Raw genomic sequence first — 25,090 nt, forward strand, 5'->3', positions numbered from 1 at the left:
GAGACCTCACCCTCCTGAGTGGTTGGATTGTCAACTACTCGTCCCTGGCAAAAGGACGGTGAGGTCTCTTCTTCTTTTTCTCCTCCCTCGGCTCCTGCAAGAACTCCTACGGTAACTTTACACTAACGGCCTTCAAATCTGCTTCTTGCCTGGCTTCTTGGTCCCTCCCGTCAATCCGGCGGTTTAAGGCTTCTTCCACTGCCCTCACCGCCGCCCCCTGGATACCGGGCAGGAGGTGGGAGTAGATGTCCAGCGTAGTCTTTATGTCGGAGTGGCCCAGGCGCTCCTGCGCCACCTTGGGGTGGACATTCTGCTTCAGGAGCAGGGAGGCATGAGTGTGCCGCAGGTCATGGACCCTGATCCTCCTCACGCCCGCCTCCCGGCAGAGCCTGGTGAACACGAACCAGGCCGTGGACCGGGCTATCACTTCTCCCTTCCTGGTGGTGAAGACCAGGCCCTCCCGGTCAGCCCACTCCTCTCCTGCCCTCAGCCTCTCTTCCAGCTGCTCTTTCCTCCACTCCCTGAGCCAAGCCAGCGTCACGGAGTCAACGGGCACTTTTCTCCGCGATCCCCTGGTCTTCGGCTCGTGGAAGCAGTGCCCGGGCTGGGAGTAGGTGCGCCTGACGTGGACCGTCCCGGCCCTGAAGTCCACGTCCTGTCACCTCAGCGCCTGTGCTTCGCCAAACCTCATACCGGTGACCAGCAGCAGCCGGAAGAGCACCTTGTACACCTTCCTTTCTCGTGAGGCTTCCAGACACTCCAGAAACTGAGCTGCTTCCTCCTCCGTCCAGGGATTGACCTCTCTTTCTTCGTCTTTCGGCGCGGGCACGCCTTCCGTAGGATCGCAAAAGAGAAGCTTCCGGATCCTGGCCCACCTCAGCGCCTGCTTGAGGCAGTTGTAGTACTCCCGGGCTGAAGAACGCTTCAGCCTTTCCTCCAGCTCCGCCAGTGCCAGCTCTACATCGGCAGGCGTCAGCTCTTCCGCCCTGATATGGCCGATGAGTTCCTTCCATGTTTTGGCAATCTTCTGCCTGTTGTTTAGGGTGCTGGGCTTCCAGGCCCTCCTGTGGGCCTCAATTCAGGCATCTAAAAGCCCGGCCACCGTCAGGCCCCTCGGAGCTTTCCCCAGCTCCCCCGGTGGGCTTTGACCAGAAGCTCGGCCAACGCCCTTTCGGCGTCCTGCCTGGTTCCCCGGACAGTCTGGCTCCGGTAAACCTTCTTGCCGGTATCGTCCTTACCAAGGTACACTATTACCTGCCAGGAGTCCTTTCCCCTCCTGCGCACATGGCCGCGCAAGGCGCCTTCACCTCCCTGAAAGAGTGAAGGGCCGCGCGGGGCAAGTTAAGACTTCTACCCCGCAGCGGCCCTTCCCTTCAGGAAGAAAGGTCTTCTTCTCTGAGGTTCAGCACTTCCAAGAGCTTTTTCTTCGGTACTCTCACCGTCCTGCCAATCTTCACGCAGGGTATTTTTCCAGTACGGCAGTGCTCGAAGACCGTCTTGGTGGGCATTCGCAGGAGTCTTGCCACCTCCTTCACGGTGAGCATGGAAGGAAGACTTTCGGCATCTCCGGCCCTTCCGCCCACAGCCTGAGCTCTCACCACTTCCATCCGCAACACCTCCCAAAAATGAAAAGGGCCGGAATGACACCGGCCCCCGGCAGGGAGAAACGATTGCCCTGCCAGAACTCCGGGAGCTATCCGGGCGTTCCGTTGCCCTTCAGCCGCGCGATCCTCTCCTTGACCCGCTTAAGCTCCTCCTCCACGCTCATGCTTCCCCACCAACCGAAGGGGAAGCCGAAGAAAAAAACCGAAAGGACCGAAAGAAAAGAACCGGTAGTCGAACATGCTTTCTCGCCCCCTCCACCGCCAGTCTTGCGATTCATGGAGAGAGACTTGCTATACAGAAAGGATTTCAACCTGCCAGACAACTCCGGGGATAACTAGTTAAGGAAAAACAAGAGCTATGGCAAGAAGGTACTGCTGAACTCCCGCACCAGGCAACTGAGGAATTCGATCACGGCTTCCCGGTACTCCTTCCGCAGAGTCGACGAAGTTTCTATCTGCACGGTGTTGAAGTTGGGCCCGTAACCCGTATAACCTCTTCCATCACCCCAGCGGTGGAAGACCTCTGACGGGTCCCCGATGAAGCACCGATCCAGAAGGACACAGGTTTCCGCAGACAAAAGCTTTTCACGAGGGCAGGGACAAACCCGGAAAGCCACTGGTAAACTTCTTCCGAACACGATTCCCCTTGCCGGGTGCCGATTTCCACGGCGTGCGAGCCGAAGTTTCTGTCCGCCATGCCGTGGATCGCCAGGTGCAGGTACGGGTTGGCCTTTGGAGAAGCAACACGGACCGCACCGACATGCGCCCGCACTTTGCCGCTACCCAGTACTTTGCAAATCGCTTGTCCGACAGTTCTGCTACTTTGCTCCTTTCTTCTAGTCCTGGCCGGGCTAGTCATAGCTTTTTAGGGAGCAAGCAAGCAACAAAGGGCTTAGAACTTCCGGAACATCTTATCTAGCCACTTTACAGCTCCCGGTGTGGTAGAGTAGCGTCCGGTATAGTGTGTAAAAGGGTGGTTAGAAGCAGGAAGGGCCACCCTCCCTCTGGTAGATTGAAGAAGTAACACAGCCAATAATACGCCAAGACTACTTCTGGAGGAGGTGGCGCAGGAGTTTGAGGCCGTAGCGCCCAGGGCAATAGAGAGACTTGAGGCTGGTTTTGAGGATGCCATGGCTTTGCCGGAGCCGGTTAGGCGGCGCTTGCGCACGACCAATGCCATGGAACGCCTGAACCGCGAAATTCGCCGGCGGGAGAGGATAGTAGGGATTTTCCCCAATGAGGAAGCGGCGTTGAGACTGATCAGGTAGCAGTGCTCATGGAGATAGACGAGGAAAGGTCTACCGGCCACCGCTACCTGGACATGACGGAGTACTGGGTATGGAGGCAGGAGCAAGAACGAACAGTTAAAGCCGAAACCGACAAAACTAAGAAAGGGGCAGCTTAACAAGGTTCTAATAAGCTCCAAGGACTACCAGAGGGATTTTACACACAAAATTGGACTTGACCGGCAGAAAAGACAATTTCAAATTCCGAACTCTTTCCAGACATCTTCGGCTTTCACGCCCTTACCTGCCTCAATCTCGGCCAGGGCTTCTTTTATTTCCGCTGCCTCCTCCGGCGAAACCTTCTCTACAGGCCAAGCCATCGACTCCAGGATGACCCACAGAGCCTGAACCTGTTCGTCACTCAAGCGGTCGATTAAAGCTTTGACACATTCACGCGGTACGGCCATACCAAATCACCTCAGCTTTATTTTAACGCCCTGCAAGCAGGAACACCACTACTTTTCCCCTGAATCTTCCAGAAGGTTTAAATATCCAGGAAGGCTGCTGGATCGATTTCCACCCGGTTTTTCTTGTCCCGGTTGCTAAAGCCAGACTGCTTCTTCGGTGCTCCTTCCTCTTTTGCCTCAATTTTCTCAACGCGCTTTTCTAGTCTTTCCACTCTTTCCAGCAAATCCAGGAAAAGCTCCGACAGAGAAAGGAGCAGTCTGGCAATTTCGGCCCTCTTCTCCACCGGTACCCAGAAGATAGGGTGATCCTCTGGAAGCCGCACATCAAGTTGTCGCAAGGTTCTTCGCTCCACGCTCCATACCTCCTTTTCGAGTTGCTCAAGAAAAAAGCCCGGCTCCCTTTTCGGAAGCCGGGAAGCTCAGAGGTCTAGGAACTTGCTTACGCCCTTTATGAGCCAGGGATCGATCTTTGAAACAGGCTTCTCTTCTGCCTTTTCCGCCCGGGCAGCCGCGTTTCCGCAGGCCAGCCTTTCCTCCATCTCCTCCAGCCTGCGCAGTATGAGGTCCAGCCGGTCGCCCACCTTCTGGTAGAGGTCGAGGGCTTGTCTTACCACTGCGCTCCTGTCGGGCTCCCCCCATATCCAGTGGTCGTCGGGCAAGCGCACCTGGAGTATCCTGCCCAAGACCATCACCCCGTAGTACACCCCGCAAGCCAGACTGTGCAAGGCTTCCGGGCGCTTTTTCTGCCCCAAGTGTAGTACAGCTTTCCGAACCTGGCAACCAGAAGAGCTTCATCTGTACTACACCCCGCACCTTTTAGAAGGGCTCGGCCCGCTTCCCTCAAGGCTTTGAAGCTGTACTACACCCTTACCGAGCAGGTGTAGTACAGCCTGGGTGTTTTCCCCCGTCTCAAGCCTTGAGCCGCCTGGCTTTGAAGGTGTCCTACACCCCCACTTCCCGGGCCAGCCGGTAGAAGCCCAGGGCGTTGGCCCACTGGGGGTCGGGCACGAGCTCCGCCCCGGGGAAGAGCCTGGCGATCTCACCATAGAAGTCCACCGCGCCGCCTCCGGCCAGCAGCACCCGGTCGAGCCAGTCCGCCTTCTCGGACCAGGCACCGTGGACCGCCTGGGCTATGGCCTGCCCCACTTCCCTCCTGGCGGCTTCCCTCACCGCCTTCGTGTAGCCGTAACCCAGGTCAACGGAAACCAGCACTTCAGCTCGACACCCCCTCAGAGCTCCCTGCAAAGCTGCGTTTTCCTCAGCCACTCCCAGAACCGCTCCGGCTCGCCTGCTTTGAACGCCGCGAGCAGGTCCTTCTCCTTCACCAGCATCTCCCCCTCTTCCGGGTCCGGCGAGGCTGTCTCGTACCAGCCGTTGCCCACGCAGGGCCTAATCCTATATCCCTTCTCCTTCAGGAAATCGAGCGCTTCCTCCAAGCTCAAGATTTTACCTCCTCCCCGTTCGCATTCTTTAAGGCTTCCAGGCGGGAGAGCCAGTCCCAACCGGCACCTGCGGCTTCCGCGCCACCGAACGCTTCCAGCAGCTTCTCCGCCGTGGTGAAGAAGGCACCGGCGGGGGTCACGACCTCGTAGAGCTCCCCGGTGATGCGCCGGGCCTTGACCCCGCGTCCCGCCAAAAAGCTTATAAGACCGCCGCGGGAAGACCCGCCTCCTTCAGGGGGCGGGATGAAAGCGGCGGCCAGGTTTTTGTGCTACAATTAACCTGAGTGCCGCACTTCAGATGAAGGAGGTGAAAGGTGTGGCCTGGAGCGATAAGTCGCATCCCCACCGCCTCCTGCTGACCAAACAGTTCCCGCTGGGCTTGGAAATGCTACTGGTTTTTCAACCCGTCATGCAGGCGGCGAACCGCATCTGGAACTCTTGCGTCTGGCATAGCCGCGAAACCTTCAAGCAGGAGGACCGCTGGCCGACAGAGGCAGAGCTTAAGGCAAAGTTCAAGTCCTTCGCCGCGTGGAAGGAACTGCACTCTCAATCGGCACAGGCGGTGGTGGAGGAGTACTTCGAGGCCGTGTCGAGTTACCGCAAGCACAGGGAAAACGGCCACCACGAAATGAACCCGCCCGGCTTCAAGCCGAAGAACCACCTCCGCACCGTCACCTGGAAGAGGCAGGGCTTCGATGTTGAGGATAACACCCTCGTGTTGAAGCTCTCCCGGAAGAAAGAACCAATCAAGGTTGCACTGCCCGAAGGGTGGAACGTGGTCACTTTGCCGGACGGCACGGGAGTGAGGGGCATCCCGGTCGAGGTCAAGGTAAAGGCGGTTGTCCGCCGCCGCAAAGTGGAAAACCTGGTGCTCCACGTGACCTTCGACCTGGGAGTGATGCCCGTCTACCGCACAGGCGCCGTTTCGGCATACGACTACAACTCCGCGACTTTCGCGCGGGCCGCATCAAACGGCCAGCTGGACCTCTTCGTCTGCCGGGAACTCCTCTCCCTGGTGCAATACAGGAACAAAATCCTGGCGGAGTTCCAGGAGAAGATAAGCCGTTGTAAGGAAGGCTCCCGTAGGTGGAAGAGGCTCCAAGCCGCCAAGGTCCACAGGCTTAGAAGGCTCGACCGCCGCATCAGGCAGATGGAGCACGCTTTAACGAAGCTCTTTGCGCAGCTGGACGAAGCCGAGGGCGTGGCCTTTGCGGTGGTGGGCGACTTGACCTCCCTGCGCCGCTCCGCACGCACCGGGATGAAGGGCAAAAAGGCAAGCCAGAAGATCAACCAGATGGCCTACGAGCGGCTGCAGTCGGAGCAGCGCTACAAGAACCTCATGCGGGGCATTGAGACTGACCCTTGGACGGAGAAGTACACCTCCACTACCTGCTGCACCTGTGGCGCTTACAACCCCGGATGGCGTAAGCACCGCGGCCTGTGGGTGTGCGGGAGGTGCGGGCTGGTCCTGCAGGCCGACCTCAACGGCGCGGCCAACCTGCTGAAGCAGTACCTCTTCGGGACCTGCACTGGCAGAGGACTACCCTCCGCCTTCGGGGAGCCACGGGTCTGGCGCTGGGACGGGAGGCACAACAGGTTCGTGCAAGTATCGTCAAGGGCCGCATAAGCGGCACCTGACGTAGTCGGGACGGCAGTGACGGTCCCCTCCGGGAGGCCCTCCGGCAACGGGTTCAAAAGGGCCGCTTGCACCGGTGTAACCCGGCATCAGTACCTTCAAAGGGGAACGTGCCGCGAGGAAGCCCTACCCCTTTAGGGGTAGGGAGGAAGTCACGACGCGTGCCAGTTCGGTCAGTTCGAACCACCCTCTCCTCACACGGTTTCCAGGAAAAAGAAGAGCCCCGGGCTCAGCCCGGAGCCTCCAGAGTCCTCAAAAGGGGTCACGCGCGTGACCCCCATTTTCCGCCCAAGGCCCGGCGCGCCCGCTCCAGGGGGCAGTCCGCCGTGCCGCAGGCCACGAGCACCCCCTCCTCCCCACTGCCTTCCCGGAGCCTCGGCGCGCACCCCAGGACGGCGCACCTCTCCAAAAACTCCGCCAGAGTGGGAACCACAGTATTCCCACCGTTAAGGACCTCTCTCCTCACGAACCCCTCCCCGTCCCGCCAGACCCACAGCTCCTTCGTGGCGTTGGGCGGCACGGGGAGCGCGGACAGCGCCCGCAGGTCGCCGGGCCTGACGCCGTCCCCGTCCTTGTGCCGCTTGACTTGAACCAGGCGCACCCTCTCCCCGCTCACGGCCACCAGGTCGAACGGCCCCTTGCTTCCCGCCGTGCGCAGCACCAGGTATCCTTCTCTCTCCAGCTCCTCCTTCGCCTTAAGCTCCGTCAGGTAGCCCCGCCTGTAGTTCCTAGTTGCCAGAATTTCACCTCCAAAAAGAAAGGATCCGGACGTAAAGCCGGACCCAAACTTTTGTCTCAATACTATATCTTTCCAAAGGTTCGGAGTTAACTAAAGCATTTCTTATAACAATGCAGCCGAAATGATAGCTACTTCGCACACCAACAGTGTCGAGCCAGCCCTCTCAACCCCACAATGGTGCGATTGGAAGCGAGATAATGGCTATAGGCGCAGAGCAAGATGGGGAGGCTCTCAACCCCACAATGGTGCGATTGGAAGCAAGATCTGGGCGCCTGTATCCGCGCTCGTAGCACGCTCTCAACCCCACAATGGTGCGATTGGAAGGGAGATCGTAGCCCACCACCTCACCAGTACCACGATCTCTCAACCCCACAATGGTGCGATTGGAAGGAGAGGTGCTGGTGCGCACCCGGCGCAGGACGTCCGCTCTCAACCCCACAATGGTGCGATTGGAAGACAGTGGAGGAGGTTGAAGAGGTTGCGGCTGGTGGACTCTCAACCCCACAATGGTGCGATTGGAAGTAGATTCTCAAGACTCGGGAAGCCTTGATTTTTCTTACTCTTCCTTCTGCTCCAGCGCCCAACATATTGTCAACCTCCAGTAGCGCAAAAATCCCTGGAGGTCGACGACAGTATCTCATCCTCCTGAACCCGCACCAAAACTGGATTTGGAACAACTTACCAGTCGCCAAATGGCTCATGCACTTCCCTGCCTGCTCCGGTCGACGACAATTGTAATACGCCGCCGATAGACAGCACAAGTATCAGGTACAGAAGTGTACACTGCACAATACAGCTGCCTACCGCAGACTACCGGCTGTAACCGGACACAATGCGGAACATGCCGAACCCCTGGCTGTTCCTTTCCCCCAGTCCGGCCTCGTAAGCCAGCAAGAGTAACCTCCAGTTCCCTTCTGCCACGAAGCGCCCTTCGTAGCCTCTTACCTTAAGTCCCTGAACCTCCACGAGCCTGGAGCGCCAGTCCCCTACTCTTTCAAACCGGACTGTAGCCCCTGCCGGCAGATCGAGGTTCAGCGCCGCAGCCTTGCGCCGGAGGTTCTGCTCCGCGATGTACCAGAAGGCCGGATCCTCGGGCGGCAGAAACCGCTTATGCAGCTTCGCCCCCTTTCTTATTCCCGTGGACACCACGACGGGAGACATGGTCTCGCACAGAACGGGCCCCGAGAAGTCCGGAGGTGGCTCCTCCTTCACCTCCTCCACCTTCAACCGGACGCTACCCAGAGCCACTTCCCCGCCGACCTCCAGGGTTAAGGTAGCCCTGCAGGAAATGCTGGTAGTTCCACGGGAGCAAGACGCTCCCTCCTCCCCCCGTATCAAAGACGACACGCAATCGCATACTTTCTTCCCCTCGGAGTGCTGTAATTCCTGCATATACTCCGGCTAGCCCGAAATCTTCCAGATTCCCCAAATTCCAGAATTACCTTCTCCTGCGTCGATTAAAAACTTGGTGCTCCCGTCCTTGCACCTGCTCCCCGGCCGGTAGCAGGGTTTTCCCAGAACTTCTTTGCCGTAAAAAGTCTTATCTCCTTCCGACCGGGTGCTCCGCATCAACACGACCTCGACCTGACCGGCAATCTTGTCTTTCACCCCCTGGAGAAGGACGTGAGCGGGAATTCCTACATCTTTCTCGACCGTCACGTAGAGTTCCGACTCGAGCTGGACCGTGATCTCCCGACGCCCATAAAGCTCAATTTTCTCCCCGGGCAGGCCACGCAGGTCTTTCTCCGAAACCCTGATCAGGCCCCAGCCGTACTTCCGTTCCCCTCCTACCTGCAACCTGTCCAAAAGCCGGGCCAGAGATTCCTCTGCGCTTACCTGTTTTTTTAATTCCTTTGACAATTCCTCTGAAAGGAAAACGTAACCCCCAAAGTACACTTCTTTTCCTTCGGCTCCGCCAGGCCATTCCCGGCACCGGGGACGGACGTACTCGAAGGCGAAAAGCTGCCCTTCCTGCACGGCACTCCGGTCGTGGTCAATGGCCGTCCGCATTACGGCATCAAGAAAGAGATAATCAAACTCTTCAGCAGACAGTTCAGACAGTTCGGGAGGTTCGCACTTCCCGCATTTCCACTTCAGGTTGCCCCTTTCATCGTAGTAAGGCAGGTAACACCCCTGAGGGTCCCTCTCTAATGTCGGGAAAAAGTAGCTAAACCTCATACGCTTCCTGAGCCATTCGAGCTTCTGAACGTAAGGATTGGGACTACCATCTTCATTCCCGCCCACATCCCATTCGGCACAGCGGGCGGCCAGGGCAGCAAGCAGCTGGTGGGGGAGAATGTAAGGGCGCGTCTGCCAGAGGTTGCCCACCCGCCGCCACCCAATGTGCAGGGGAGTTTCCAGGCGGAGAATTACTTCGTACGCCGTCCAGTTCACGGCTGGCTCCCCCCGGTTTGATGGTTCAGCTCTACTTCTTTTGCTTCTGCGGCGTAAAGGGCATAGGTGAGCGCCCGCTGTAAGAACTCGCGACAGAGGAGGAGACGTGGGAGGTCGGCAGCAATCTCCTTCGCCACCCAGTTGAGAATCTTCTCGACGGCTTTGGTATTGGGAGAGTCAGGTAGAACCGGAGCCTCGCCGGAAAACCCGAACCTGTCTTTCTTCTGACCAAAGTCTTCTAGGACCTGCTTCAGTATCACCCTGCAAGGATCGTTTTTCGCTTTCGCGTCCTTTTTTTCTCTTTTGGCCAGCAGATACAGAAAGAAGGCATAGATTCCGCTTTCCTGGAGAATCCCCAGGGCTTTCGTCAGGGTACTTTGAAGTCCATTGACCTCCTTTTTGCTCTCCGGCTTAGCTTGCTCCAGAATCCTCCGACCGGTTTCTGCCGCCCACAGGTCAAGGTTCCAGTCGCAAGTCCCCATTTACACCTGCACCTCCCGGCACGCCAGCTTCTTAAGCCTGCCGAAACCGCGCGTGCTCATTCCGCCGACTCCCAGATACTCGAACCACTCTATGCCGGAAGTTACGACATCTATGGGAGATTGCCACTCGATGCCAAGAGGATTGCCATCATCCTTTTTGTCGGTTCGAGGAAACCCTCCCCTATAGTCCCTATAGTCGTTTTCCACCACGTCCAGCCAGAAAAAGGTCGCCCGCGGAATGGCCTCGTAGGTGAAAAGGGCACCTTCCTTAGCCGCGCCTGTTTCCGGATCGATACTCACCGAGGTGCGCACTTCGAGGTTGCTGTTGACCACAGTACCGAAGAGCTCGTCCGGGACGAGGAAGACGTGCTTTGTACACTTTTCTATCCTGCCAAGGGCTTCTCTCAACAGGTTCTTTACCTGCAGGTCTCCATCTAAACTTTCAATCTCTAACCTCCCCCCCACTTCCTGTACCAGCCACCCAAAATTGATAACCTTGATCTCGCTTTCCCCTCCCGAGCTCCCGAGCAGCTGCACTTTTCCCCCTGCGCCTATATCCGGCACAGATTCAAGTCCAAAGTCTCTCAGAGTCTGGGGGCTAGTAACCCACACCGGACCCAGCATGGAGTAGACGGGGAAAAACAGGATACGCGCATCGAAAATTCGCACCGTTCCTGCTGTAGCACCCTCCTCCTCTCCTTTTTTGCTCCTCAGACTGCCAAAGGTATAGCAAATAGGGCACTCGGGATCTCCACAGTGACCGTATTCTTCAGATCCCTGACCGGCACACTGGGGCTTCCCGTACCGCAGAGCAGCATAATGTCTCGCCGCTCCGGAAATCCCCGTGCCCGGAAGCTTGGGAAGGTTGGTCGCCGGGTCGCGGGCAATCGGCAGGTCCACCCTCCCCAGCCGGTAGCCTCCGACCCCGACATGCACGGGATCGACGGACTGCAGAAGGAACCGGAAGAGTCTGAAAGGTCTTTTGCTCGCTCCCAAACTCATGCTCTCAACCCCTCTCTACCTCTTTTTGTCCCTCCGGGGAGATCTCTTCAGTATGGTGAGGAAGAGTTCGAAGACATCGAACAGGACGCCCGTCTTTGCTGCCTTTACAAGCTTGTCCCACCTGTCGCCCCCAGGTAGCTTCCCCTGGGGCCAGCCGGCGTTGCGGAGAGCATCTTCACAGAATCTTTCCCATACTTCCTGTGCCTTGGTGTCTTTATCCGGCTGCCACTCCTGCCACCTGGCAAGCAGCACCTGCCACAGACTGTGGATCTGCGTCGAAGTCAAGCCTTCCTCTCCTCCCACGATCTTCCACAGCTCCGCCAGCTCATCGACCTCTTCCAGGTAGTAAGGCCGGCGGGGCAAGCCCAACCGCTTTCCCTCTCTGTAGGCTATTTCAAAGCGGCGGCCGGGGTGATCGAGGAAGACGAAGTCAAACGTCGAGGGATGAAACCTTATCGTATCCCCAGCTTTCAACTCCATGACGTGGAGGTAGGCCTCATTGTTGTGCTCCATCATAAGGGCACGGTCACTGGGTTTGTTTTTCACCTTCACCCACGGGTACCAGATGTCGAAGGTACGCCCGTCTCCGGCAGTGGTGTCGATGCACCAGCGGAGTTCGCGCTCTCCAGCGTCCCGGCCTGCATTCACTTTGACGGAAAAACTTACCTTTCGAGGCCAGGGCTTTTTCTGCGGATGTTCAATCAGCTTATTGTTACTCCGCGGGTCCATCAGGTAACTCGCGGGCGGGGCATCTACGTCCTCTGTTACTTCTGCTTCCTCCTCCCCAACCTCAACCGATAACAGCCGCCAGCCGGCATCCAGGACCGTCCGCAAGGGAGTGTGTTTCGGGAAGAAAACCACACCCAGGGTGAGCGGGAGGCGCCACCGCACCTTGCCCATCTCCTGCTCGTATCTTTCCTTTATGCGCCGCACCAGCTCAAAAGCACTCTCTCCGGGAACCAACGCAGCAAAGACCCGGGGTTCGGCCAGGATAGGAATGACGGGGAAGTACTCACCGTCGGCCAGTTCGACCTCGGCTATAACGGCGCTACCCAGATTCCTTTTGCCGCTACCGTAACCTGGTGTTTCTTTGATCTGTACCTTGACCCCCTGCCGGAGCCTGTTCATTACCCACGCAGCCGCAGCGCAGGGATCGGCACAGACTTTCTGTGGTGCGTTAAATCGCCCAGCGATATAACCCAGGTTTTCAATGGTGATGCAAGCTGCACGGTCGCCTTGAACTGAGATCGGAACAATTCCAATGCTTGTGCCTGCTACTTCCAGTTCATAGGCGTGGAAGGAGACGATTTCATCCGGTTTCTCCAGCTTCTGAAGCTGGATCTCCAAACGACGACGTTTCCCGCCGTTTCCCAGAACCGCCACAGCCGTGCAGCCAGCAAGTTCCTTCTGCCACTCGCCGGGGTGGTTCTCAAACCGATCCTTAGGCGGTGCTATCTCCTGCCAGAAGCGGGCCGTTGTCTCCCAAACCCGCCGGAAGCGGGCAAAGGAAGCAGAGCTGGCGGCAGCATCTAAGACAGGAGAGACTGGTTCAAGTTCGGCGTAACAAGGGCTTCCGCCAGATTCGGAGGGCCGCAGTTCGTGGAGGAAATTCTTCAACACACTATCAGCCTCGTTAGCACTACCACCCACAAAGGTTATCGTTCGCTCGCCGGTTATCTGCCAGGTTTTTCCAAAAACAACAGCACTCTTTCCGGCTATCGCCGACCAACTATCATCTCCAGTGGTAACCTTTGCTATAGTCAGCAACGTATCGTCAGCTAAAGATACCACAAGAGTATTCTTCTCTGTTTTCTTTACTTTGCTAATCGCAATCTGCGGCTTCCAGGGGATATCCTGCTTATCGAATCTTGTTACCTTTATCTCCGACTGCTTGTACCGGCCGAGGCCGGCTGGAGCAACTAAATAAGCACCATCCCACTCACAGTCATAAGCCTTGCCCCCTATTTTGATCTTGAGTTGAGTGTTGGCTTCAGAGGAAGTAGTTCTCGAAGAAAAGGGAAAGTATACTTTGTATTTCCACTTTCGGAGATACACCTCCCCGGGATACACCAACTCTCTTAGTATCTTCCCAATACCGAACCTCCCTACCACCAACGCCACACGGCCGTTGCTGTCTGCCACCTCGTCTATCCAGATGGTGCTGAAGGGTGTTCTCCCCCACCATTCCTCGGTCACTCTGTGCCGGGTACGCATGCAAGGAAGACAAATCTTACGTTCCCGGGCCTTTTTCTCCTCGTAACGATTTCTTTCGGTATTTTCACCTCCGCCAGCCACTGAGCGTATGCCACAGTAGGGGCAGAGGTCATCCTTAACTTCTCTGTAGCCTTCCGCCACTAGTTCTGCAGCAGAGGGTTCCTCGATCCACCTCCGAACCTTGTCGCCGATATAGCTTACCTTAAAATTGGGAGGTTGTTGTTTCTGCTTTTTCCATTCCTCGCACTCCGGGTGGTTATGGTAGTTTTCCTCCGAAAGAGCAATAGCCGGACGCAGGCCGTAGAGATTGGACAAGGAAGCCCCGGTTTTTCCACTACTATTAGTGCCTGCACTTACATTATCTTCCAGTTTCTTCTGAAAACTCAAGTATTCGGAACTGTCCTTCTTCCAGTCGGGAAAGATATAGATGGCCTGGTTCTCGTCGCGGTATACTTCTGTAGCCACCGGGTATTCCTCTTCCACAAAACTGCGGACGGTATCGAAGAACTCCCGCAGAGCTTGCTGGCGTACCCGAAGGTCGGCCACGCTCACCGCACCGGCGAGGAAATCAAGCCCGTTTAATCCCACACGCCAGAGCCGCCAGCGTGGGTGCCCCTGCCCCTGCCAATCAGCAAGGTCATCGTGGGTGAGGTTCTTACCGACGCAGCTCCAGATCCCAGCCTTCAGGAAAGCCATCCCGCTGTGGCCGATATCCCAGACGGTAACATCGTTAACCCCGCGTTGTGTGTCCGCCGGGATCCGGCAGAGAAGGGGCTTCAGTGCCTTCATAAACTTGAGCAAAGAAAACTTCCCAGGTTCAGAAAGATGCTCCTGGATGATTTTTTCAACCTCGTCTTTGATCCAGTCGTACTCCTTTAGGTCCGGTGCCGGCCGCTCGAAGCCCAGAGGTGTGGCCAGGTAAAGGGGCAGGACCTGCTGTAGCCGGTAGATCTTATCTTTTTCCCCACCTGAGGCCCCATGGTGGCATCTGTACATTAGGTGGGTAAGGAGGGAGGAAGGAAAAAGTTGCTGAATAGGGCACGGTCTTCCCTTATATAGCTGGAAGGGGTTCAGACCAAGATATTCAATAAGGTCGCCTATGCGGTACACCGGACTTAGACGATCATCAAAAGGTTTTGGCAATCCTCCAAGTGGTAACCTAAGGGCCTTCTTCGTCCGTTGGGCCAAGACTAAGGATGTTACATCACTGCTACCGCCAAAGTTTTTAGCCTCAGAAATGAAGGAGATAGAGCTTGCTTGGCCGGTAGCATCTTCTAACAATAATCCGGCTATATTTTGGAAATAGTATTTTTCTCCCCTTTCCCTTAAGATTCCGAGTTGCATCTCCACAAACCGGCTACTCACCTTGCCCAGGTTATGCAGCAGAGCTCCTGCCGAAGCAAGAAGAACTGCCTGCCGATACTTCAAAACATCCTCAACAGTCACCGCCAGCCACCTCCTGCCCGAGCAGGCCACCCGCCAGCTCACTTGCTCTTTTGACCAGGCCATTGTCCTTTTCGAAGTCGAGTACCGCAAAGCCCTCTTCCTTCGGTTCTTTTCCTGGTACACTAACAACAATCTTTCCTTCTTCCCCATCACATAACTCAGAACGAGCCAGCCCAAAGCTGCTGGAAGTCTTGGCTCCGAAACCAAACCCCGTGAGAAGGAACACCACCCCTTCTGCCACCTTACGCAGATCCTCGGCTATCTCCCGAATGGTCCCTGTCGGATCTTTCCCCACGCGGTCGAAAGGAACGTACAAAAGGAGAAAACGCCCAGTTTCACCTTCCGGCACAGTCTCGAAGTAGACCGGCCGCTCCCCTGCCCCGGTTTTCCGGCTGTGCGGGTTGATCACCTCAAGGCCAATACTGCTGAAGAAAGTTGGATAGAACATCAGGCGCCCCCTTCGGTGAACGTCACGCTGCTGCCGGCTCGCACCGTACAGTTCTTTAAGCTTCTTCCGGTACTCTTTTGCTAGTTCATCTCCTCCTGCGCGATCCAGGTAGGCCTCCAGTTCAGTGCTGTTCATGTCCACTTCCTGCTCATTCCCGAAAAGCCGCACCAACTGAAGCCGCCTTTTGATAAACTCGTCTTGCTTCTTCTTCTGGTCTTCGCTTTGCAGACTTGTCCACCAGTCTACCAACTGCCTAACCATCGCAGTACGCAGGCACCCTTTCCACTGGCTAGAAGCAATGTAAGGAACTTTGAAGACCCAGTCCTTTTTTACCGGGTTGTCGATGACGTAGAATTCTGTGTCGTCTCTCGAAATGTACGGCTTCCGGAGTCGAAACTTAAAGCTTATGAAGAAACTACCCGCCGGCAACCGGGAAAGATCCTCTTTATACAGTTTTGGAATAACTCCCATGTTCTGTAAGGATTCATAGAGCCTGTTTTCTCCCACACTTGCATTTGCCTCTCCGCGGTATAGCTCGCAGTAGAGCTCCATAACCGGGTCCTTTCCCGTACCGATGGCATCCAGGTGAAAGGCCCACCTCGCAAGGCAGTGAATCTTCTTGAGTGCTTCCCGGTATTTGTCGGACGCGGAGCATTCTCTAAGTGAATACTTTATCTTATCTTTTAAACATATCTTCAGTTCTTTCTTTCGCTGCCTCGGTTCTTTAACGCACTCGCTTATATCCTCAAGAATGTTTTTGGAATTTGCTTGCCCGGAATTTGCCTGCCAGGCCAACCATTCCTTAATAAACACCCTTACTTCACCCTTTCTTCCGTCAAGCTGATAAAGAACTCCCACTTATTGTCGAGCTTGCTCACTGTGTCCCTATCCGAATTAAATTCGCGCCAAACAATGCCTTCCGGTTTAACGATCTCAGCGATCTCACCGAAAAGCCCTCCATCGTTGCGGTAACTGTTTTTGTTCTCTTCTTTCCAGTCTGGCTTATCCCATATGGATGGTAAGCCCTTTTTGCCTCCACTTGCGTTATTTGGTTCCTGGAGCGCTTCGTAAAGCTTCTCCACAAACTCTTGCCACTTATCTTTCAGCTCGGGGGGTCGGCACCCCCAAACCCGAAACTCCCATAGTTTATCTCCTACCTGGTAGGCGTGCGATATACCGATGGCCGTACGGCGGCGATTGTTTCCCTTTACCACACCGAAGAGGAGTTCTTCTTCCGATACCGAAAACCCGAGCTTCGAGAACCAGGAGTACCTGAGCCAGTTGCGGACAATGGGACTTATGGGAAAGACCCCTTTATCGAGCCAGCATTGAAAGGAATCTCTGTCCATCCGGTTACTTTTGTGGTCGCCGCAGGGAGGATTTTCTGCCAGAGCTAAACGCACTTCCCTGAACTGTTGCCACCAGTCATCATTACAGGGCTTGAACCTGACCTTAGCGAAAAAGCCGTCAGTAAGACGGGGAAGCTCGGTAGAGTTTCCTTCACCGGAGTCCCCCTCGGCGGAATCCAAAGATGACGGTTCTTGCTCTAAAAACTGGTCAAAGTCTCGGCCATCTTCAATGCGATCAATGCGAAAAACTCCGTAACCTCCCGTCGCCTTTGCACCGATGGCCGTCCAATGCTCCATCAGCTTGAGTACACCGGCAAGCAGAGGCCATTCCTTCTCGCCCTCCGGCCGGAAGTGAAGGAGCACGGTGAAGTCTCCATACATGCCGGGCAAAACATACCACCCGCCTGCCCTTTGGCCGTGGCAGCGGCCGCTTGGCAGAAGAAGTGGTTTTGGACTGCATTGTTCTGGACTGCGTTGTTTTGGACTGCTCGCAACGGGAGCCGCGGAAGCCGCCTCTACCTCCAGGCGGAAGGCCCTTTGCCACCCGGTGGTTCCGAAAAGTAAACACACCCTACAGAGTCCAGCTTCACTCGCAGCTTCCATCGGTGATTTTCCCTCACGACGAAGCTGCATGTACCTAGCCTCATCGAGATCGCAGGCTTCTTTTTCTTTGCCCGTTGGGTCACAAGCATAGCCTCCTAAACCCCGCACCACCACCTCGAACCACCAGCGCAGAGAGCCTATGAGCCCCGTCTCGTGTAGCCGATCACAATCCCTATTTACACCACCGGTCCAGAGCGGTGTGAGAGTTTTGATTCCGATCTTAATAGAACGCACTTTTTCCTTCCCCCTTGCAGCCGTTTGATGTCAAACCGCCACTATCCACATCACGGCCCGGTACAGTTCGCACTCTTCTCCGCCTCCCGGAAGGCGAAAGGGACAGCTTCTTTTCAAGCGAGCGCCGCAGGTACCACCAGATCACTAGGTAAGCCACCAGCACCACGGCGATCATAAATACCAGCGCTTCCCACCAGTGTAACACTTTCCAGCTCCTTACCGTCAGCAGATTGGTGGAAAACAGGGTGACTACAACGCTGAGCGAAAATCCGACGCAGGAAAGCAGATGCACCAGCTTTTCCCTTTGCTCCCGCCACTTGCGCTCCAGATACTCGTCCAGTTCCTGGAGCTGAGTCTTCACCTCCTCGTACAGCTGCTCGGTTTCCATAACCTTCTTGCAGCACTTCCAGATGAGGTTGCCGTACTCCGCTTGGGTGAGGTGGCCGAACCAGGCCTTGTTGGTGAATTCCAGGAAGCGCCGGTGCAGCCTCTCGACTTTATCCGTATGGGCCAGCAGCTCGTCTATCCTGCTGAGTTCTACGGAGAACCTTAAAAGGCTCAGACGGTGGTAAAAAGCGTGGAGAAATACATCGAAGTAGAAAGTGCGCCAGTAACGCTTCAGATCTTCGTAGCTGGGGCTTCCGTCCCGCAGGTTGCACGCCAGAATAAAAGCCTCCTCCTTGGTGAAGTAACCCCAGGCACTGCCGGCCTGGAACTTTCCTTCTTCCGGAATGACCCGGGTGTTGGTTCTATGCTTCTCCCATAAGCGATCTCGTTCTTCTTCCGTTTCCACACAGCAGAAATGATACCGGTAAAGCTTTGCCTCACCGGAAACATAACTCCCCTTGTCGCGGATCTCGGCAGGTAAAAACCCGAGCAGGTTGTTCTCGATAACTTCTTGTAAAAGTTTTTTCGCTCCGTCCGGGTAGTCCACCCTCGCGGCCTTTGGGCCGGAAGGCATCTCGTCCAGCACTGCAAATCTTCTGGAGAATCTCCTGGAGACTATCCCTTCCATTGGTTTCACATCCAGCAGCAGAAAACCGACCCCTGTGGAAAACAAAAGGAGAGAGACCTTCTCGAAGCGCGTCTGCTGTGTGTAAAAGCCAAATTCCTGAGGAATGGTATCGGACTGCTCAAAGTTCCACCGCCAGCGCGTTACCTGCCAGGACATAAGGAGGCCCAGCTGCCGTTTGCGGTCGGGCTTCCTTGCGGGGGATAACTCCAGGTGCTTTGGACACTTGAGGTACACTTTTTCGGGAGGAAAGCAGGACAGCGCCTCCACCAGCTCTTCTCTGCTAGCAAAGGCAGAGGAAGGGAAGAAAAAACTCCCGCACATAGGGGTAGAAATACCGGAGATGCCGCCTTTCTTCTTCTATCGAAGGATCCCGGCTCGAAGAGTCCACGGCCCAGGGACTCGTGACTTCCAGCTGCCAGCAAGGGTCCTCCAGGACACTTCCCAGGACTCTCCGGTAGTCGTCCTGAGCGAAAAAGAACGGGTATATAAACACCACAAAGGCGTCAGCTACTTTCTCCTGTTCCTGGCCTTCGCTCTCGACGCCCTTGCCCGGCACCGCTAAGCACCCCATTTATGCACTTGGAACCCTTTGGGAAGTTGTAATTCGCCAGCAACCGGGAGATTCCTCCCTGTAATTTACAAAACCTCAGCTTCTGTCCCTGCGTGGGGAAACGGAGTATTTTGTGGCTTGCAGTGGCTTTGGAGGAAAACCGGCAAAGGAGGGGAACGAAAAGGACTGCACGGTAAAAAGGGAAATTATTAAGGAGGGTATGAAATTTCCGACGGTCGGCGCAGTGGATCGGAGGAGAAAGAGCTTTTTCAATCCAGCAGCGCCGTTTCCTTAAGCTTCCGGAGGTATTCTTCGCTTACACAGTCCCGCCCGGCCAGGAGGTGTTCCATGTACTCTCTGGACGGCCTCAGGCCATTCCTTACCTACTCCGGCCAGGCCATGTGGGTGTAAGTAATAACGCTTTCGCCGGTGTCCTTTCGGATCACGGTAACCTGCATGCGCTTGAAGTGACCGCTCTTCATTCCTTCGTAGCGGTCCAGTCTTTCCAGCACACTTTCAGAAAGCCGGTAGAGGCAGCCCTCCACTCTCTCCCCGGCCGACGGTTCTATGTTTGCAAAGCCCTCGCGCGGGTTTCGGCTCGCCACTTTGTTGAAGACCAGCCGCCACTCCTCGAGGACGCCGGGAATGCGCTCCTCCCAACCACCGACCTCTCCAACCCTTTCGCGCATCCGGGCAGCGCTCATGTTCGACCCGTATGCGAAATACCAGACGGTCCCCGCACCCATTCCGATCATCTTAGGCGACACTGAAGGCCCCTACCTTCATGAAAGGCTGGTTTTGTGATCCTGCTTTCAATCCCACAATGGTTCGATTGGTACCCGGGAGCCTGCCGGTGACTATGCTTCCAAAGCCCAGGTCCCGCGCCGCCCGCACGTAAGCCCTCTGCGCGTCGGACTCTGCCCCCGCCAGCAAGACCACATGGGAGACCGGGAAGAGCTCCCTGAGCCTCTTTAAAAGCCTCACCGGGTCTTCTCCCGGCAGGAAGCGGCTCAGCACCAGGATGTCCACATTTCTGCCCGCCCACTCCTTCAGCTCCACGGCGGAGGTCGCGGTCTCGAACCGCCAGGAGGGGAACGCCCTCTCCAGGTTGGCCCTCACCACCCGGGCCACCTCTTCTTCGACGGCCAGAAGGCACAACACTCTAGGCTCACCTCCCCGAAAAAGAAAAGCGGCCCGGACCTGCCGGGCCGCACCGGTCTCGGAAAAGTTCGGGCTTACCGGGAAGGAAGCTTCTCCAAAAGCCTTGAGATCATGGCCGCCGCCTCGGCCCGCATTATGGGGTTGTCGGGCTTGAAGGTGCCGTCCGGGTAGCCGGCGACCAGCCCCTTCGCGGCCAGCTCCAGGACCACTTTTTCGGCCCAGTGCCCGGTCATGTCTTTGAACTTGGGCTTGGGCTGCTCCGGCTTCCCGGGTTTCTCCGGCTCTTTAGCGGTGGTGAAGGTCAGGGTGAAGCCGGAGCTCAGGCCGTGGCCGGTGGCACTTTTAACGGCATTGGCCGGAACGGTGAGAGTGTAGGTGGTGCCGTAGGCGAGCTCGGCCTCAGGCTTGACGACGAGGAAGCTTTCTTCTATCACGGAGGCGGTGATTTTGACTTCCCTGCCGGAGGCGTCCTTGAGAGTGATCCTGTCCCAGCCGTCTCCTTTCTGGATGGAGGTGTTGAAGCCGAGCTTGATCGCTTTATCCACGGGCACGTCCCGAGTTCCATCGGCCGGGTCACTGGTGGTGACGGAAGGCCGGATGATAGCCGCCCCACCGCCGCCCCCGGAAGCGGGCACTACGGTGACCGTGGCACGGCCGGTCAGGCCGCTCCAGGTAACGGTTATCAGCGTCTTCCCCGGACCCACGGCCACCACCTTTCCGCCGGGCTCCACCCGCGCTACGCCTTCGTCTCCCGAGGAGTAGCCGGCAACACCCGTCACGTCTGCCTCCGTGCCGTCCGAGTAGACGGCCGTCACCGTGAGCCCGACCCTCTGCCCTACCGTCAGGCTCAGAGTTTCGGGATGCACTTTCAATCCTTCGAGCAGGACGGGTGTTCCCTCGAAGGTGACCCGCAGCAGGTTGCCGCCGGGGTCGTAGGAGTAGGTGACTTTCTGGCCCGTAGCGTAGTCCGCCGAGATGAGCCGGCCCAGGGGATCGTAAGAATAGTTAACGGCCCAGGCCGGTGAAACGAAATGAAGAAGGAACAGAAGCATCAGGAAACCTACTACTGATAGGCTCCACCATTTCTCAAAAGACTTGCCCCTGCGCTTCCGGTTCCAAAGTAACCGCCACTGCATCCTCACCACGCCTCCTCTATCGCTTTCTTCACTTCTTCCAGCACTGCCGGGGCAACCTCTTTACCCTTCCGGAAGCAGACGATCACGCAGCCACGGAGGACCTGGAGAAAGACGGGGAGCTTCCTGTCCCACTCCGTGCGCTTCGGCACCACCAGCACCTTGCCGAACCGGGAAAAGAGAGGACCCAGCTCCGAGCCGTCCTCCAGCACCACCGCCCGGTCTCCGCAGGGGGGCGGAGAAGCGAGCAGGGTGTCGATGATTTCTCTCATGAAGGGAAACTTCACCCTTGCACCGGGAATACCCAAAACGGTAAACTGTGGCGCTGCATAGATGTCGGGCAGGCGTATGTGGTCCTTCTCCCGGGGGTCGTAGTAAAACGCCAGTTCGACACCCAGCCGGGGAGCAAGCTCCCTGAACTTGCGCTTCAGGGAAGAGAGGACAGCAACACTGCCCGCAGCATAGTAGAGAAGCCAGGCCACCCCCAAGGAGAGCAGGCCAAACACCTGGCCGCTCACGCTGAAGAGAAAGTCCCGCCAGAACGGGTTAGGCTTCCCGGGTCTATCGGGGGCCGTCATCAGAAAAATGAGAATAAATAGCAAGAAGCTTCCAGCGAACGTAACAGGGAGGTACCTGTGGAAGCGCTTGATCCTTAAAGGGAGAGAGTAGAAAAGCAACGATAAAAGGGGGAAGATAATTCCCATGCTCCTGAGTACCCACGCTTCCTTAGGTGTCAGGTAACCGTAGGCGGTTATCCTCCACACCCATAAGCACCCCCAAAGGACGGGGCCGACTATCAGGATGAACAGCAGGTCGCCGTACTTTTCCAACCGGTCCAGCCAGGGCATAAAGCCCTCATCCTTTCCACGATTGAAATTTCACCCGGCCAACGGCCTCAACCACGCCCTGAGCCGCCTGTCGCTCTTCCTACGAGCCAGCCCTCCACCTCTCCTATCACCCTCTCGTCTACCTTCCTGCCCTCTCCTGCGACGCCGACCAGGATGAAGCCCTTCCGTGCCTCCAGAATCAGGCCATCGGGGCATCTCCCGGGAAAACGCTCCACGGGGATGACGGCCACCTCCCGGAACAGCCGAAACAGCTCGGACGACTCCCCGGTCGGCCTCAGCACAGCGGGCCGCGGGGGCAGGTCGGGCACATCGAAGTGCCTCCACTTGAGTTTCCCGGCAAGCCTGCCTGCGGCCAGGAGTACGCAGTAACCGTTCTTCTCCCCTTTCCGGTACCCTCTGTGGGGAACCAGGTAACAGGCCGCGTCTGCGCCGTACTTCCCCGCCAGGGCTTCGAGCCTCCCCTGCAGGTCCATCCCTGCAGGACTCCGCTCGAAGCGCTGCCTCGCCTCGAAGTCCCGCCGCATGCGCAGGGTCTCCCTCAAGCCCTGATCGTAGCCCATGCTCCGCCTCTGCTCCCGCAGATCGCAGATCATGTTGCCCAGGTAACGAGAGTAAAAGTAGGTGAAGACGAGCATACCAGCGCAGGCCGCGAGCCACTGCCACAGAGAGTGCTGTAGCTTTTCGATCCTGAGGACGGTAATCGCCAGCAGCGCCAGAAACGCAGCTGCGACCACAGACACCGGCCCCCAAAACCGGTAGTCCCGCCCCAGGAGGGCATACCCCTTCAGGTCCACGACCCAGGCTATCAGGAGTATGGGTGCAAGGCCCAGCGCAAGCATGAGCAACCACAGCGTGTCATCACTCATGGCCTTCAGCTTCGACAGCACCGCCGCTTCAAACATCGCTCGATTATTTCAGCACCTCCTCTACCCAGAAAGGAGCAGGTTTCGGTGCTTTCCCTGTGATCCATTCCGCCGCCAAGCGGGCCAACTCCGTTGTCGTCCTTGCCTTTTCGTGGCCAAACGTATACAGGTAACTCAAGCTCTCACCCGTTTCCAGGAAACGTCCAAACAGGCCGAAACATCGCCGGGAACAGTTACCACGGAGAAAACGTTTCAGACGGTTGGCCGCCGGCGGGCGCACGCAGGCTCACCTGAATTTAATTACTCCAAACAGGATTAACAGGCCAAACACAATGGATACTATACCTGCTAACAAGTAGGCGACTCGACCTATCTTCTCTTCAAATTCACCAAGTTCTCTAATACGAATGCGAAACAGCATGTAAAGTAATTTACGAAGCAGCCCGAAAAACACCTTGTTCTGAAACATTACGGCTTCACGAGCGCATTTTCTGTAAAACACCGTAAAAAACAATCCCATAGCCAAAAATATGATGCCACCAATAGTATCCACCACATCTCGACCCATATCACTTGACACTCCCTTCTTTCCTGTCCCTCCATGGCCACTCCCGGAGCTTCCAGACATGATAGCCTGTAAGCGAGGCCCCGGGAGTTACCAAACCAACCTCCCCAAATAGATCCCTGCTTTCAAAACTATATCCCACTTGAAATCCAACCCAACATCCACCGCCAAGATACCCGTAGACTCCTTCCGGGCTGATCACGAATCCGCCCGTCCCACCAATCCACCACCCGTATGGAACATTCACATCGATGTACCACAATCCCGCGGGATCTATGCGACTTATAGGGTTCCCGTTAACATAAGAATACCGGTTCAAGCTCTGCCCGTCACTCCCGTGCCACCACAAGGCCGAAAGCCAGGGTGGTAAGGATGAACAATGCGTAACATATCCCGAAACTCCAGAGGAAAAGCTTTTGCAGCCGGACGAATTCCCTCATAACCGGGTCGCTTAGAAATCTCCGGTACTCTTCCATTTGCTTTAGCTCTTCGGAAGGAAGCAGCCAAAGCCTTACCGCTCTACCAGTAAACGGGGGCCAGGACGCGGATGGAGCTGGAGCCTGGTCACCAAACAGCATGCGGTACAGTCTGGAACGCCTGAAAAGCCACCGCCATATCTCAGGGTAATTTTGTTCCAGATACACAACGTAGTTTCGGGTTATGCCTTTATACATCACATAAAACCCGACAGAAAAAAGCCATACAACTCCAATGAACAAGAATCCCAGGGACAGAACAAAGAGAATCAAAGACATACCTGATCTCGCTCCTCGGTAATACTACCTGGGCAGAGTCACTTCCATTGAAAAACACCAAACTGCTTCTTTAGATGTCCAATGAATTTCTGAGGCACTTGCTTCCAAACTCAAACATGGGTAAGTTTGGTCTCCGCTGCAAAAGTTGTCGACGAGATCGCAACCGGCACTCCCATTATCGGAATAACTGGCTCCAGTCCTATTGTACATCCCAAGCCGATTTCTCCTCCAGCGTAGCTTTCCCCCCCACCAGACCACCAATAAGACCCGCGCGCCCCCCAAACCAGATTCCCGCAGCTACTTCTTTCGAAAACCCTACCCCTTCCAGATCCCATATAGTCTCTGCAGAAGTAGTTTGGATAATAAGACCTCCGCCAGCAGAGCAACCGGCATAAGCTCCCCCGCCCACCGTCTTGGCAAGTCCTACATTACCCTTAAAGTCGATTACAAGGATTGTCTGATAAGTTGTTCCTATACCCGCTCCCCCCGACACAGAAAAACCGATTGCAAAGGTTACCAGTCCGGAAGGATCGATGTGGTTCACCGGGTTGCCACGCACGAAGGCATAGGTATTCAAGCTTTGTCCTTCCCGAGCGCTGTCATCTACCACGTCCCGGCTTACGAACCTCTTGATCTCCGGATTGTAGTACCTGGCCCGCATGTAGCAAAGCCCGTTGGGGTCGGTCATCACCCCGTCCCGGCCGTCGTAAAGGAAGGGCGTGTCGGCCTTCCCCTCGTGCCTTGCCAGCTCCCCGTAAGGCCCGTACCAGAACCGATCGGTGACCTTTCCCTTCTCGTCCGTTAAAGCCACGGTGCTTCCCCGCAGGTCGTAGTGGTAGAAGAGTGCCTTCCCGTCCCTTTCCTCCTCGACGAGCCCCAGACCCCAGACGTAGCAGGTCCACCTGTCCCCTTCC

The 25,090-nt window shown here is 56.4% G+C and carries 32 protein-coding genes, 1 pseudogene and 1 CRISPR repeat array; of the genes and pseudogenes, 3 read left to right on the plus strand and 30 right to left on the minus strand.

Annotation, left to right across the window (positions count from 1 at the left end):
- Positions 1-106: 106 nt before the first annotated feature.
- From DXX99_RS11945 to DXX99_RS09400, 6 genes are all read right to left on the minus strand, one after another.
- The gene (locus tag DXX99_RS11945) at positions 107-652 is read right to left on the minus strand and encodes a site-specific integrase (protein ID WP_240610894.1); all 546 of its coding nucleotides are present in this window, start codon (positions 650-652) and stop codon (positions 107-109) included.
- A gap of 6 nt (positions 653-658) precedes the next feature.
- Positions 659-829, minus strand: a complete 171-nt coding sequence (locus DXX99_RS11950; protein WP_240610895.1) for a site-specific integrase — start codon at positions 827-829, stop codon at positions 659-661.
- Between the two features lie 275 nt (positions 830-1,104).
- Positions 1,105-1,296, minus strand: a complete 192-nt coding sequence (locus tag DXX99_RS11955) for an Arm DNA-binding domain-containing protein (protein WP_240610896.1) — start codon at positions 1,294-1,296, stop codon at positions 1,105-1,107.
- Between the two features lie 77 nt (positions 1,297-1,373).
- Positions 1,374-1,607, minus strand: coding sequence for a helix-turn-helix domain-containing protein (locus tag DXX99_RS09395; protein WP_115793233.1), 234 nt, complete (start codon positions 1,605-1,607; stop codon positions 1,374-1,376).
- A gap of 86 nt (positions 1,608-1,693) precedes the next feature.
- Positions 1,694-1,882, minus strand: a complete 189-nt coding sequence (locus DXX99_RS11365) for a hypothetical protein (RefSeq protein ID WP_134642993.1) — start codon at positions 1,880-1,882, stop codon at positions 1,694-1,696.
- A gap of 78 nt (positions 1,883-1,960) precedes the next feature.
- Positions 1,961-2,221, minus strand: coding sequence for a hypothetical protein (locus DXX99_RS09400; RefSeq protein ID WP_115793234.1), 261 nt, complete (start codon positions 2,219-2,221; stop codon positions 1,961-1,963).
- 435 nt (positions 2,222-2,656) lie between these two features.
- On the opposite strand from DXX99_RS09400, the pseudogene DXX99_RS12240 reads away from it, so the two are divergent.
- Positions 2,657-2,866, plus strand: a pseudogene (locus tag DXX99_RS12240) (transposase); the annotation flags it as partial.
- A 14-nt stretch (positions 2,867-2,880) separates the two neighbouring features.
- The gene (locus DXX99_RS12245) at positions 2,881-3,009 is read left to right on the plus strand and encodes a hypothetical protein (RefSeq protein ID WP_276308343.1); all 129 of its coding nucleotides are present in this window, start codon (positions 2,881-2,883) and stop codon (positions 3,007-3,009) included.
- 78 nt (positions 3,010-3,087) lie between these two features.
- On the opposite strand, the gene DXX99_RS09410 is transcribed toward DXX99_RS12245, so the two are convergent.
- The 6 genes from DXX99_RS09410 to DXX99_RS09435 all read right to left on the minus strand — a co-directional run bounded on the left by DXX99_RS09410 (position 3,088) and on the right by DXX99_RS09435 (position 4,933).
- Positions 3,088-3,297 (minus strand): hypothetical protein, encoded by a 210-nt coding sequence (locus DXX99_RS09410; RefSeq protein ID WP_115793235.1) that lies wholly within the window; start codon positions 3,295-3,297, stop codon positions 3,088-3,090.
- A 77-nt stretch (positions 3,298-3,374) separates the two neighbouring features.
- Positions 3,375-3,650, minus strand: coding sequence for a hypothetical protein (locus DXX99_RS09415; RefSeq protein ID WP_115793236.1), 276 nt, complete (start codon positions 3,648-3,650; stop codon positions 3,375-3,377).
- Positions 3,651-3,716: 66 nt separating this feature from the next.
- Complete coding sequence (locus tag DXX99_RS09420; protein ID WP_115793237.1) at positions 3,717-4,049, minus strand: hypothetical protein; 333 nt, start codon at positions 4,047-4,049, stop codon at positions 3,717-3,719.
- Positions 4,050-4,239: 190 nt separating this feature from the next.
- The gene (locus tag DXX99_RS09425; RefSeq protein ID WP_115793238.1) at positions 4,240-4,509 is read right to left on the minus strand and encodes an acetate and sugar kinases/Hsc70/actin family protein; all 270 of its coding nucleotides are present in this window, start codon (positions 4,507-4,509) and stop codon (positions 4,240-4,242) included.
- A 17-nt stretch (positions 4,510-4,526) separates the two neighbouring features.
- On the minus strand, positions 4,527-4,739 hold the full coding sequence (locus tag DXX99_RS09430; protein WP_115793239.1) for a hypothetical protein: 213 nt from the start codon (positions 4,737-4,739) through the stop codon (positions 4,527-4,529).
- A complete protein-coding gene (locus DXX99_RS09435) occupies positions 4,736-4,933 on the minus strand; it encodes a hypothetical protein (RefSeq protein WP_115793240.1) in 198 nt (65 codons plus the stop codon). Before DXX99_RS09435 ends, DXX99_RS09430 begins: the two co-directional genes overlap by 4 nt.
- 122 nt (positions 4,934-5,055) lie before the next feature.
- Between DXX99_RS09435 and DXX99_RS09440 the strand changes: the two genes are divergently transcribed.
- Positions 5,056-6,366 (plus strand): RNA-guided endonuclease InsQ/TnpB family protein, encoded by a 1,311-nt coding sequence (locus DXX99_RS09440; RefSeq protein ID WP_115793241.1) that lies wholly within the window; start codon positions 5,056-5,058, stop codon positions 6,364-6,366.
- Between the two features lie 271 nt (positions 6,367-6,637).
- Here DXX99_RS09440 and DXX99_RS09445 read toward each other — a convergent pair whose 3' ends face one another.
- The 18 genes from DXX99_RS09445 to DXX99_RS09530 all read right to left on the minus strand — a co-directional run.
- Positions 6,638-7,174, minus strand: a complete 537-nt coding sequence (locus DXX99_RS09445; RefSeq protein ID WP_115793242.1) for a PDDEXK-like family protein — start codon at positions 7,172-7,174, stop codon at positions 6,638-6,640.
- 100 nt (positions 7,175-7,274) lie between these two features.
- A CRISPR array of direct repeats spans positions 7,275-7,636; the repeat unit is 30 nt; unit sequence CTCTCAACCCCACAATGGTGCGATTGGAAG.
- Positions 7,637-7,924: 288 nt separating this feature from the next.
- Positions 7,925-8,461, minus strand: a complete 537-nt coding sequence (gene cas6, locus DXX99_RS09450; protein ID WP_205664691.1) for a CRISPR-associated endoribonuclease Cas6 — start codon at positions 8,459-8,461, stop codon at positions 7,925-7,927.
- A 54-nt stretch (positions 8,462-8,515) separates the two neighbouring features.
- Positions 8,516-9,508 carry an RAMP superfamily CRISPR-associated protein gene (locus DXX99_RS09455; RefSeq protein WP_115793244.1) on the minus strand — a complete coding sequence of 331 codons (993 nt, stop codon included), beginning with the start codon at positions 9,506-9,508 and terminating at the stop codon, positions 8,516-8,518.
- Positions 9,505-9,990: a hypothetical protein gene (locus tag DXX99_RS09460; protein ID WP_115793245.1), complete on the minus strand. Its 486-nt coding sequence runs from the start codon at positions 9,988-9,990 to the stop codon at positions 9,505-9,507. Before DXX99_RS09460 ends, DXX99_RS09455 begins: the two co-directional genes overlap by 4 nt.
- A complete protein-coding gene (cmr4, locus tag DXX99_RS09465) occupies positions 9,991-10,992 on the minus strand; it encodes a type III-B CRISPR module RAMP protein Cmr4 (RefSeq protein ID WP_115793246.1) in 1,002 nt (333 codons plus the stop codon). It lies immediately after the preceding gene.
- A 15-nt stretch (positions 10,993-11,007) separates the two neighbouring features.
- Positions 11,008-14,652, minus strand: a complete 3,645-nt coding sequence (locus DXX99_RS09470) for a hypothetical protein (protein WP_115793247.1) — start codon at positions 14,650-14,652, stop codon at positions 11,008-11,010.
- A complete protein-coding gene (locus DXX99_RS09475; RefSeq protein WP_134642994.1) occupies positions 14,642-15,958 on the minus strand; it encodes an RAMP superfamily CRISPR-associated protein in 1,317 nt (438 codons plus the stop codon). The genes DXX99_RS09470 and DXX99_RS09475 overlap by 11 nt, the downstream gene beginning before the upstream one ends.
- Positions 15,916-17,286, minus strand: a complete 1,371-nt coding sequence (cmr1, locus tag DXX99_RS09480; RefSeq protein WP_205664692.1) for a type III-B CRISPR module RAMP protein Cmr1 — start codon at positions 17,284-17,286, stop codon at positions 15,916-15,918. The genes DXX99_RS09475 and cmr1 overlap by 43 nt, the downstream gene beginning before the upstream one ends.
- Positions 17,273-18,457, minus strand: a complete 1,185-nt coding sequence (locus DXX99_RS09485) for a hypothetical protein (protein ID WP_134642995.1) — start codon at positions 18,455-18,457, stop codon at positions 17,273-17,275. The genes cmr1 and DXX99_RS09485 overlap by 14 nt, the downstream gene beginning before the upstream one ends.
- 124 nt (positions 18,458-18,581) lie before the next feature.
- On the minus strand, positions 18,582-18,857 hold the full coding sequence (locus DXX99_RS09490; RefSeq protein WP_134642996.1) for a hypothetical protein: 276 nt from the start codon (positions 18,855-18,857) through the stop codon (positions 18,582-18,584).
- A 377-nt stretch (positions 18,858-19,234) separates the two neighbouring features.
- Positions 19,235-19,606: a gamma-glutamylcyclotransferase family protein gene (locus tag DXX99_RS09495; protein WP_115793251.1), complete on the minus strand. Its 372-nt coding sequence runs from the start codon at positions 19,604-19,606 to the stop codon at positions 19,235-19,237.
- 1 nt (position 19,607) lies between these two features.
- The gene (locus DXX99_RS09500) at positions 19,608-20,012 is read right to left on the minus strand and encodes a response regulator (RefSeq protein WP_115793252.1); all 405 of its coding nucleotides are present in this window, start codon (positions 20,010-20,012) and stop codon (positions 19,608-19,610) included.
- A gap of 74 nt (positions 20,013-20,086) precedes the next feature.
- Positions 20,087-21,148: an Ig-like domain-containing protein gene (locus DXX99_RS09505; RefSeq protein ID WP_115793253.1), complete on the minus strand. Its 1,062-nt coding sequence runs from the start codon at positions 21,146-21,148 to the stop codon at positions 20,087-20,089.
- Positions 21,149-21,150: 2 nt separating this feature from the next.
- Complete coding sequence (locus tag DXX99_RS09510) at positions 21,151-21,993, minus strand: hypothetical protein (protein WP_115793254.1); 843 nt, start codon at positions 21,991-21,993, stop codon at positions 21,151-21,153.
- Between the two features lie 47 nt (positions 21,994-22,040).
- Entirely contained in the window at positions 22,041-22,859 is an 819-nt protein-coding gene (locus DXX99_RS09515) for a hypothetical protein (protein WP_134642998.1), read from the minus strand.
- A 283-nt stretch (positions 22,860-23,142) separates the two neighbouring features.
- Entirely contained in the window at positions 23,143-23,424 is a 282-nt protein-coding gene (locus DXX99_RS09520; RefSeq protein WP_115793256.1) for a hypothetical protein, read from the minus strand.
- 326 nt (positions 23,425-23,750) lie between these two features.
- Positions 23,751-23,897, minus strand: a complete 147-nt coding sequence (locus DXX99_RS11570; RefSeq protein WP_165847807.1) for a hypothetical protein — start codon at positions 23,895-23,897, stop codon at positions 23,751-23,753.
- 478 nt (positions 23,898-24,375) lie between these two features.
- Positions 24,376-25,090, minus strand: a 715-nt coding sequence (locus DXX99_RS09530) for an RHS repeat-associated core domain-containing protein (RefSeq protein ID WP_134642999.1), incomplete at its 5' end; no start/stop codon positions are given.

Origin of the sequence: Ammonifex thiophilus (genome assembly GCF_003368535.1) — a bacterium.
Classification (GTDB): Bacteria; Bacillota; Desulfotomaculia; order Desulfotomaculales; family Ammonificaceae; genus Ammonifex; species Ammonifex thiophilus.

Bases quoted from the DNA above. Each gene is read 5' to 3' on its own strand.
- DXX99_RS09395 (WP_115793233.1), bottom strand. From the start codon at position 1,607: ATGGAAGTGGTGAGAGCTCAGGCTGTGGGCGGAAGGGCCGGAGATGCC.
- DXX99_RS11365 (WP_134642993.1), bottom strand. From the start codon at position 1,882: ATGAATCGCAAGACTGGCGGTGGAGGGGGCGAGAAAGCATGTTCGACT.
- DXX99_RS12245 (WP_276308343.1), top strand. From the start codon at position 2,881: ATGGAGATAGACGAGGAAAGGTCTACCGGCCACCGCTACCTGGACATG.
- DXX99_RS09410 (WP_115793235.1), bottom strand. From the start codon at position 3,297: ATGGCCGTACCGCGTGAATGTGTCAAAGCTTTAATCGACCGCTTGAGT.
- DXX99_RS09460 (WP_115793245.1), bottom strand. From the start codon at position 9,990: ATGGGGACTTGCGACTGGAACCTTGACCTGTGGGCGGCAGAAACCGGT.
- cmr4 (WP_115793246.1), bottom strand. From the start codon at position 10,992: ATGAGTTTGGGAGCGAGCAAAAGACCTTTCAGACTCTTCCGGTTCCTT.
- DXX99_RS09485 (WP_134642995.1), bottom strand. From the start codon at position 18,457: ATGTCCTGGCAGGTAACGCGCTGGCGGTGGAACTTTGAGCAGTCCGAT.
- DXX99_RS09495 (WP_115793251.1), bottom strand. From the start codon at position 19,606: ATGATCGGAATGGGTGCGGGGACCGTCTGGTATTTCGCATACGGGTCG.
- DXX99_RS09505 (WP_115793253.1), bottom strand. From the start codon at position 21,148: ATGCAGTGGCGGTTACTTTGGAACCGGAAGCGCAGGGGCAAGTCTTTT.
- DXX99_RS09510 (WP_115793254.1), bottom strand. From the start codon at position 21,993: ATGCCCTGGCTGGACCGGTTGGAAAAGTACGGCGACCTGCTGTTCATC.
- DXX99_RS09515 (WP_134642998.1), bottom strand. From the start codon at position 22,859: ATGAGTGATGACACGCTGTGGTTGCTCATGCTTGCGCTGGGCCTTGCA.
- DXX99_RS09520 (WP_115793256.1), bottom strand. From the start codon at position 23,424: ATGGGTCGAGATGTGGTGGATACTATTGGTGGCATCATATTTTTGGCT.
- DXX99_RS11570 (WP_165847807.1), bottom strand. From the start codon at position 23,897: ATGGAAGAGTACCGGAGATTTCTAAGCGACCCGGTTATGAGGGAATTC.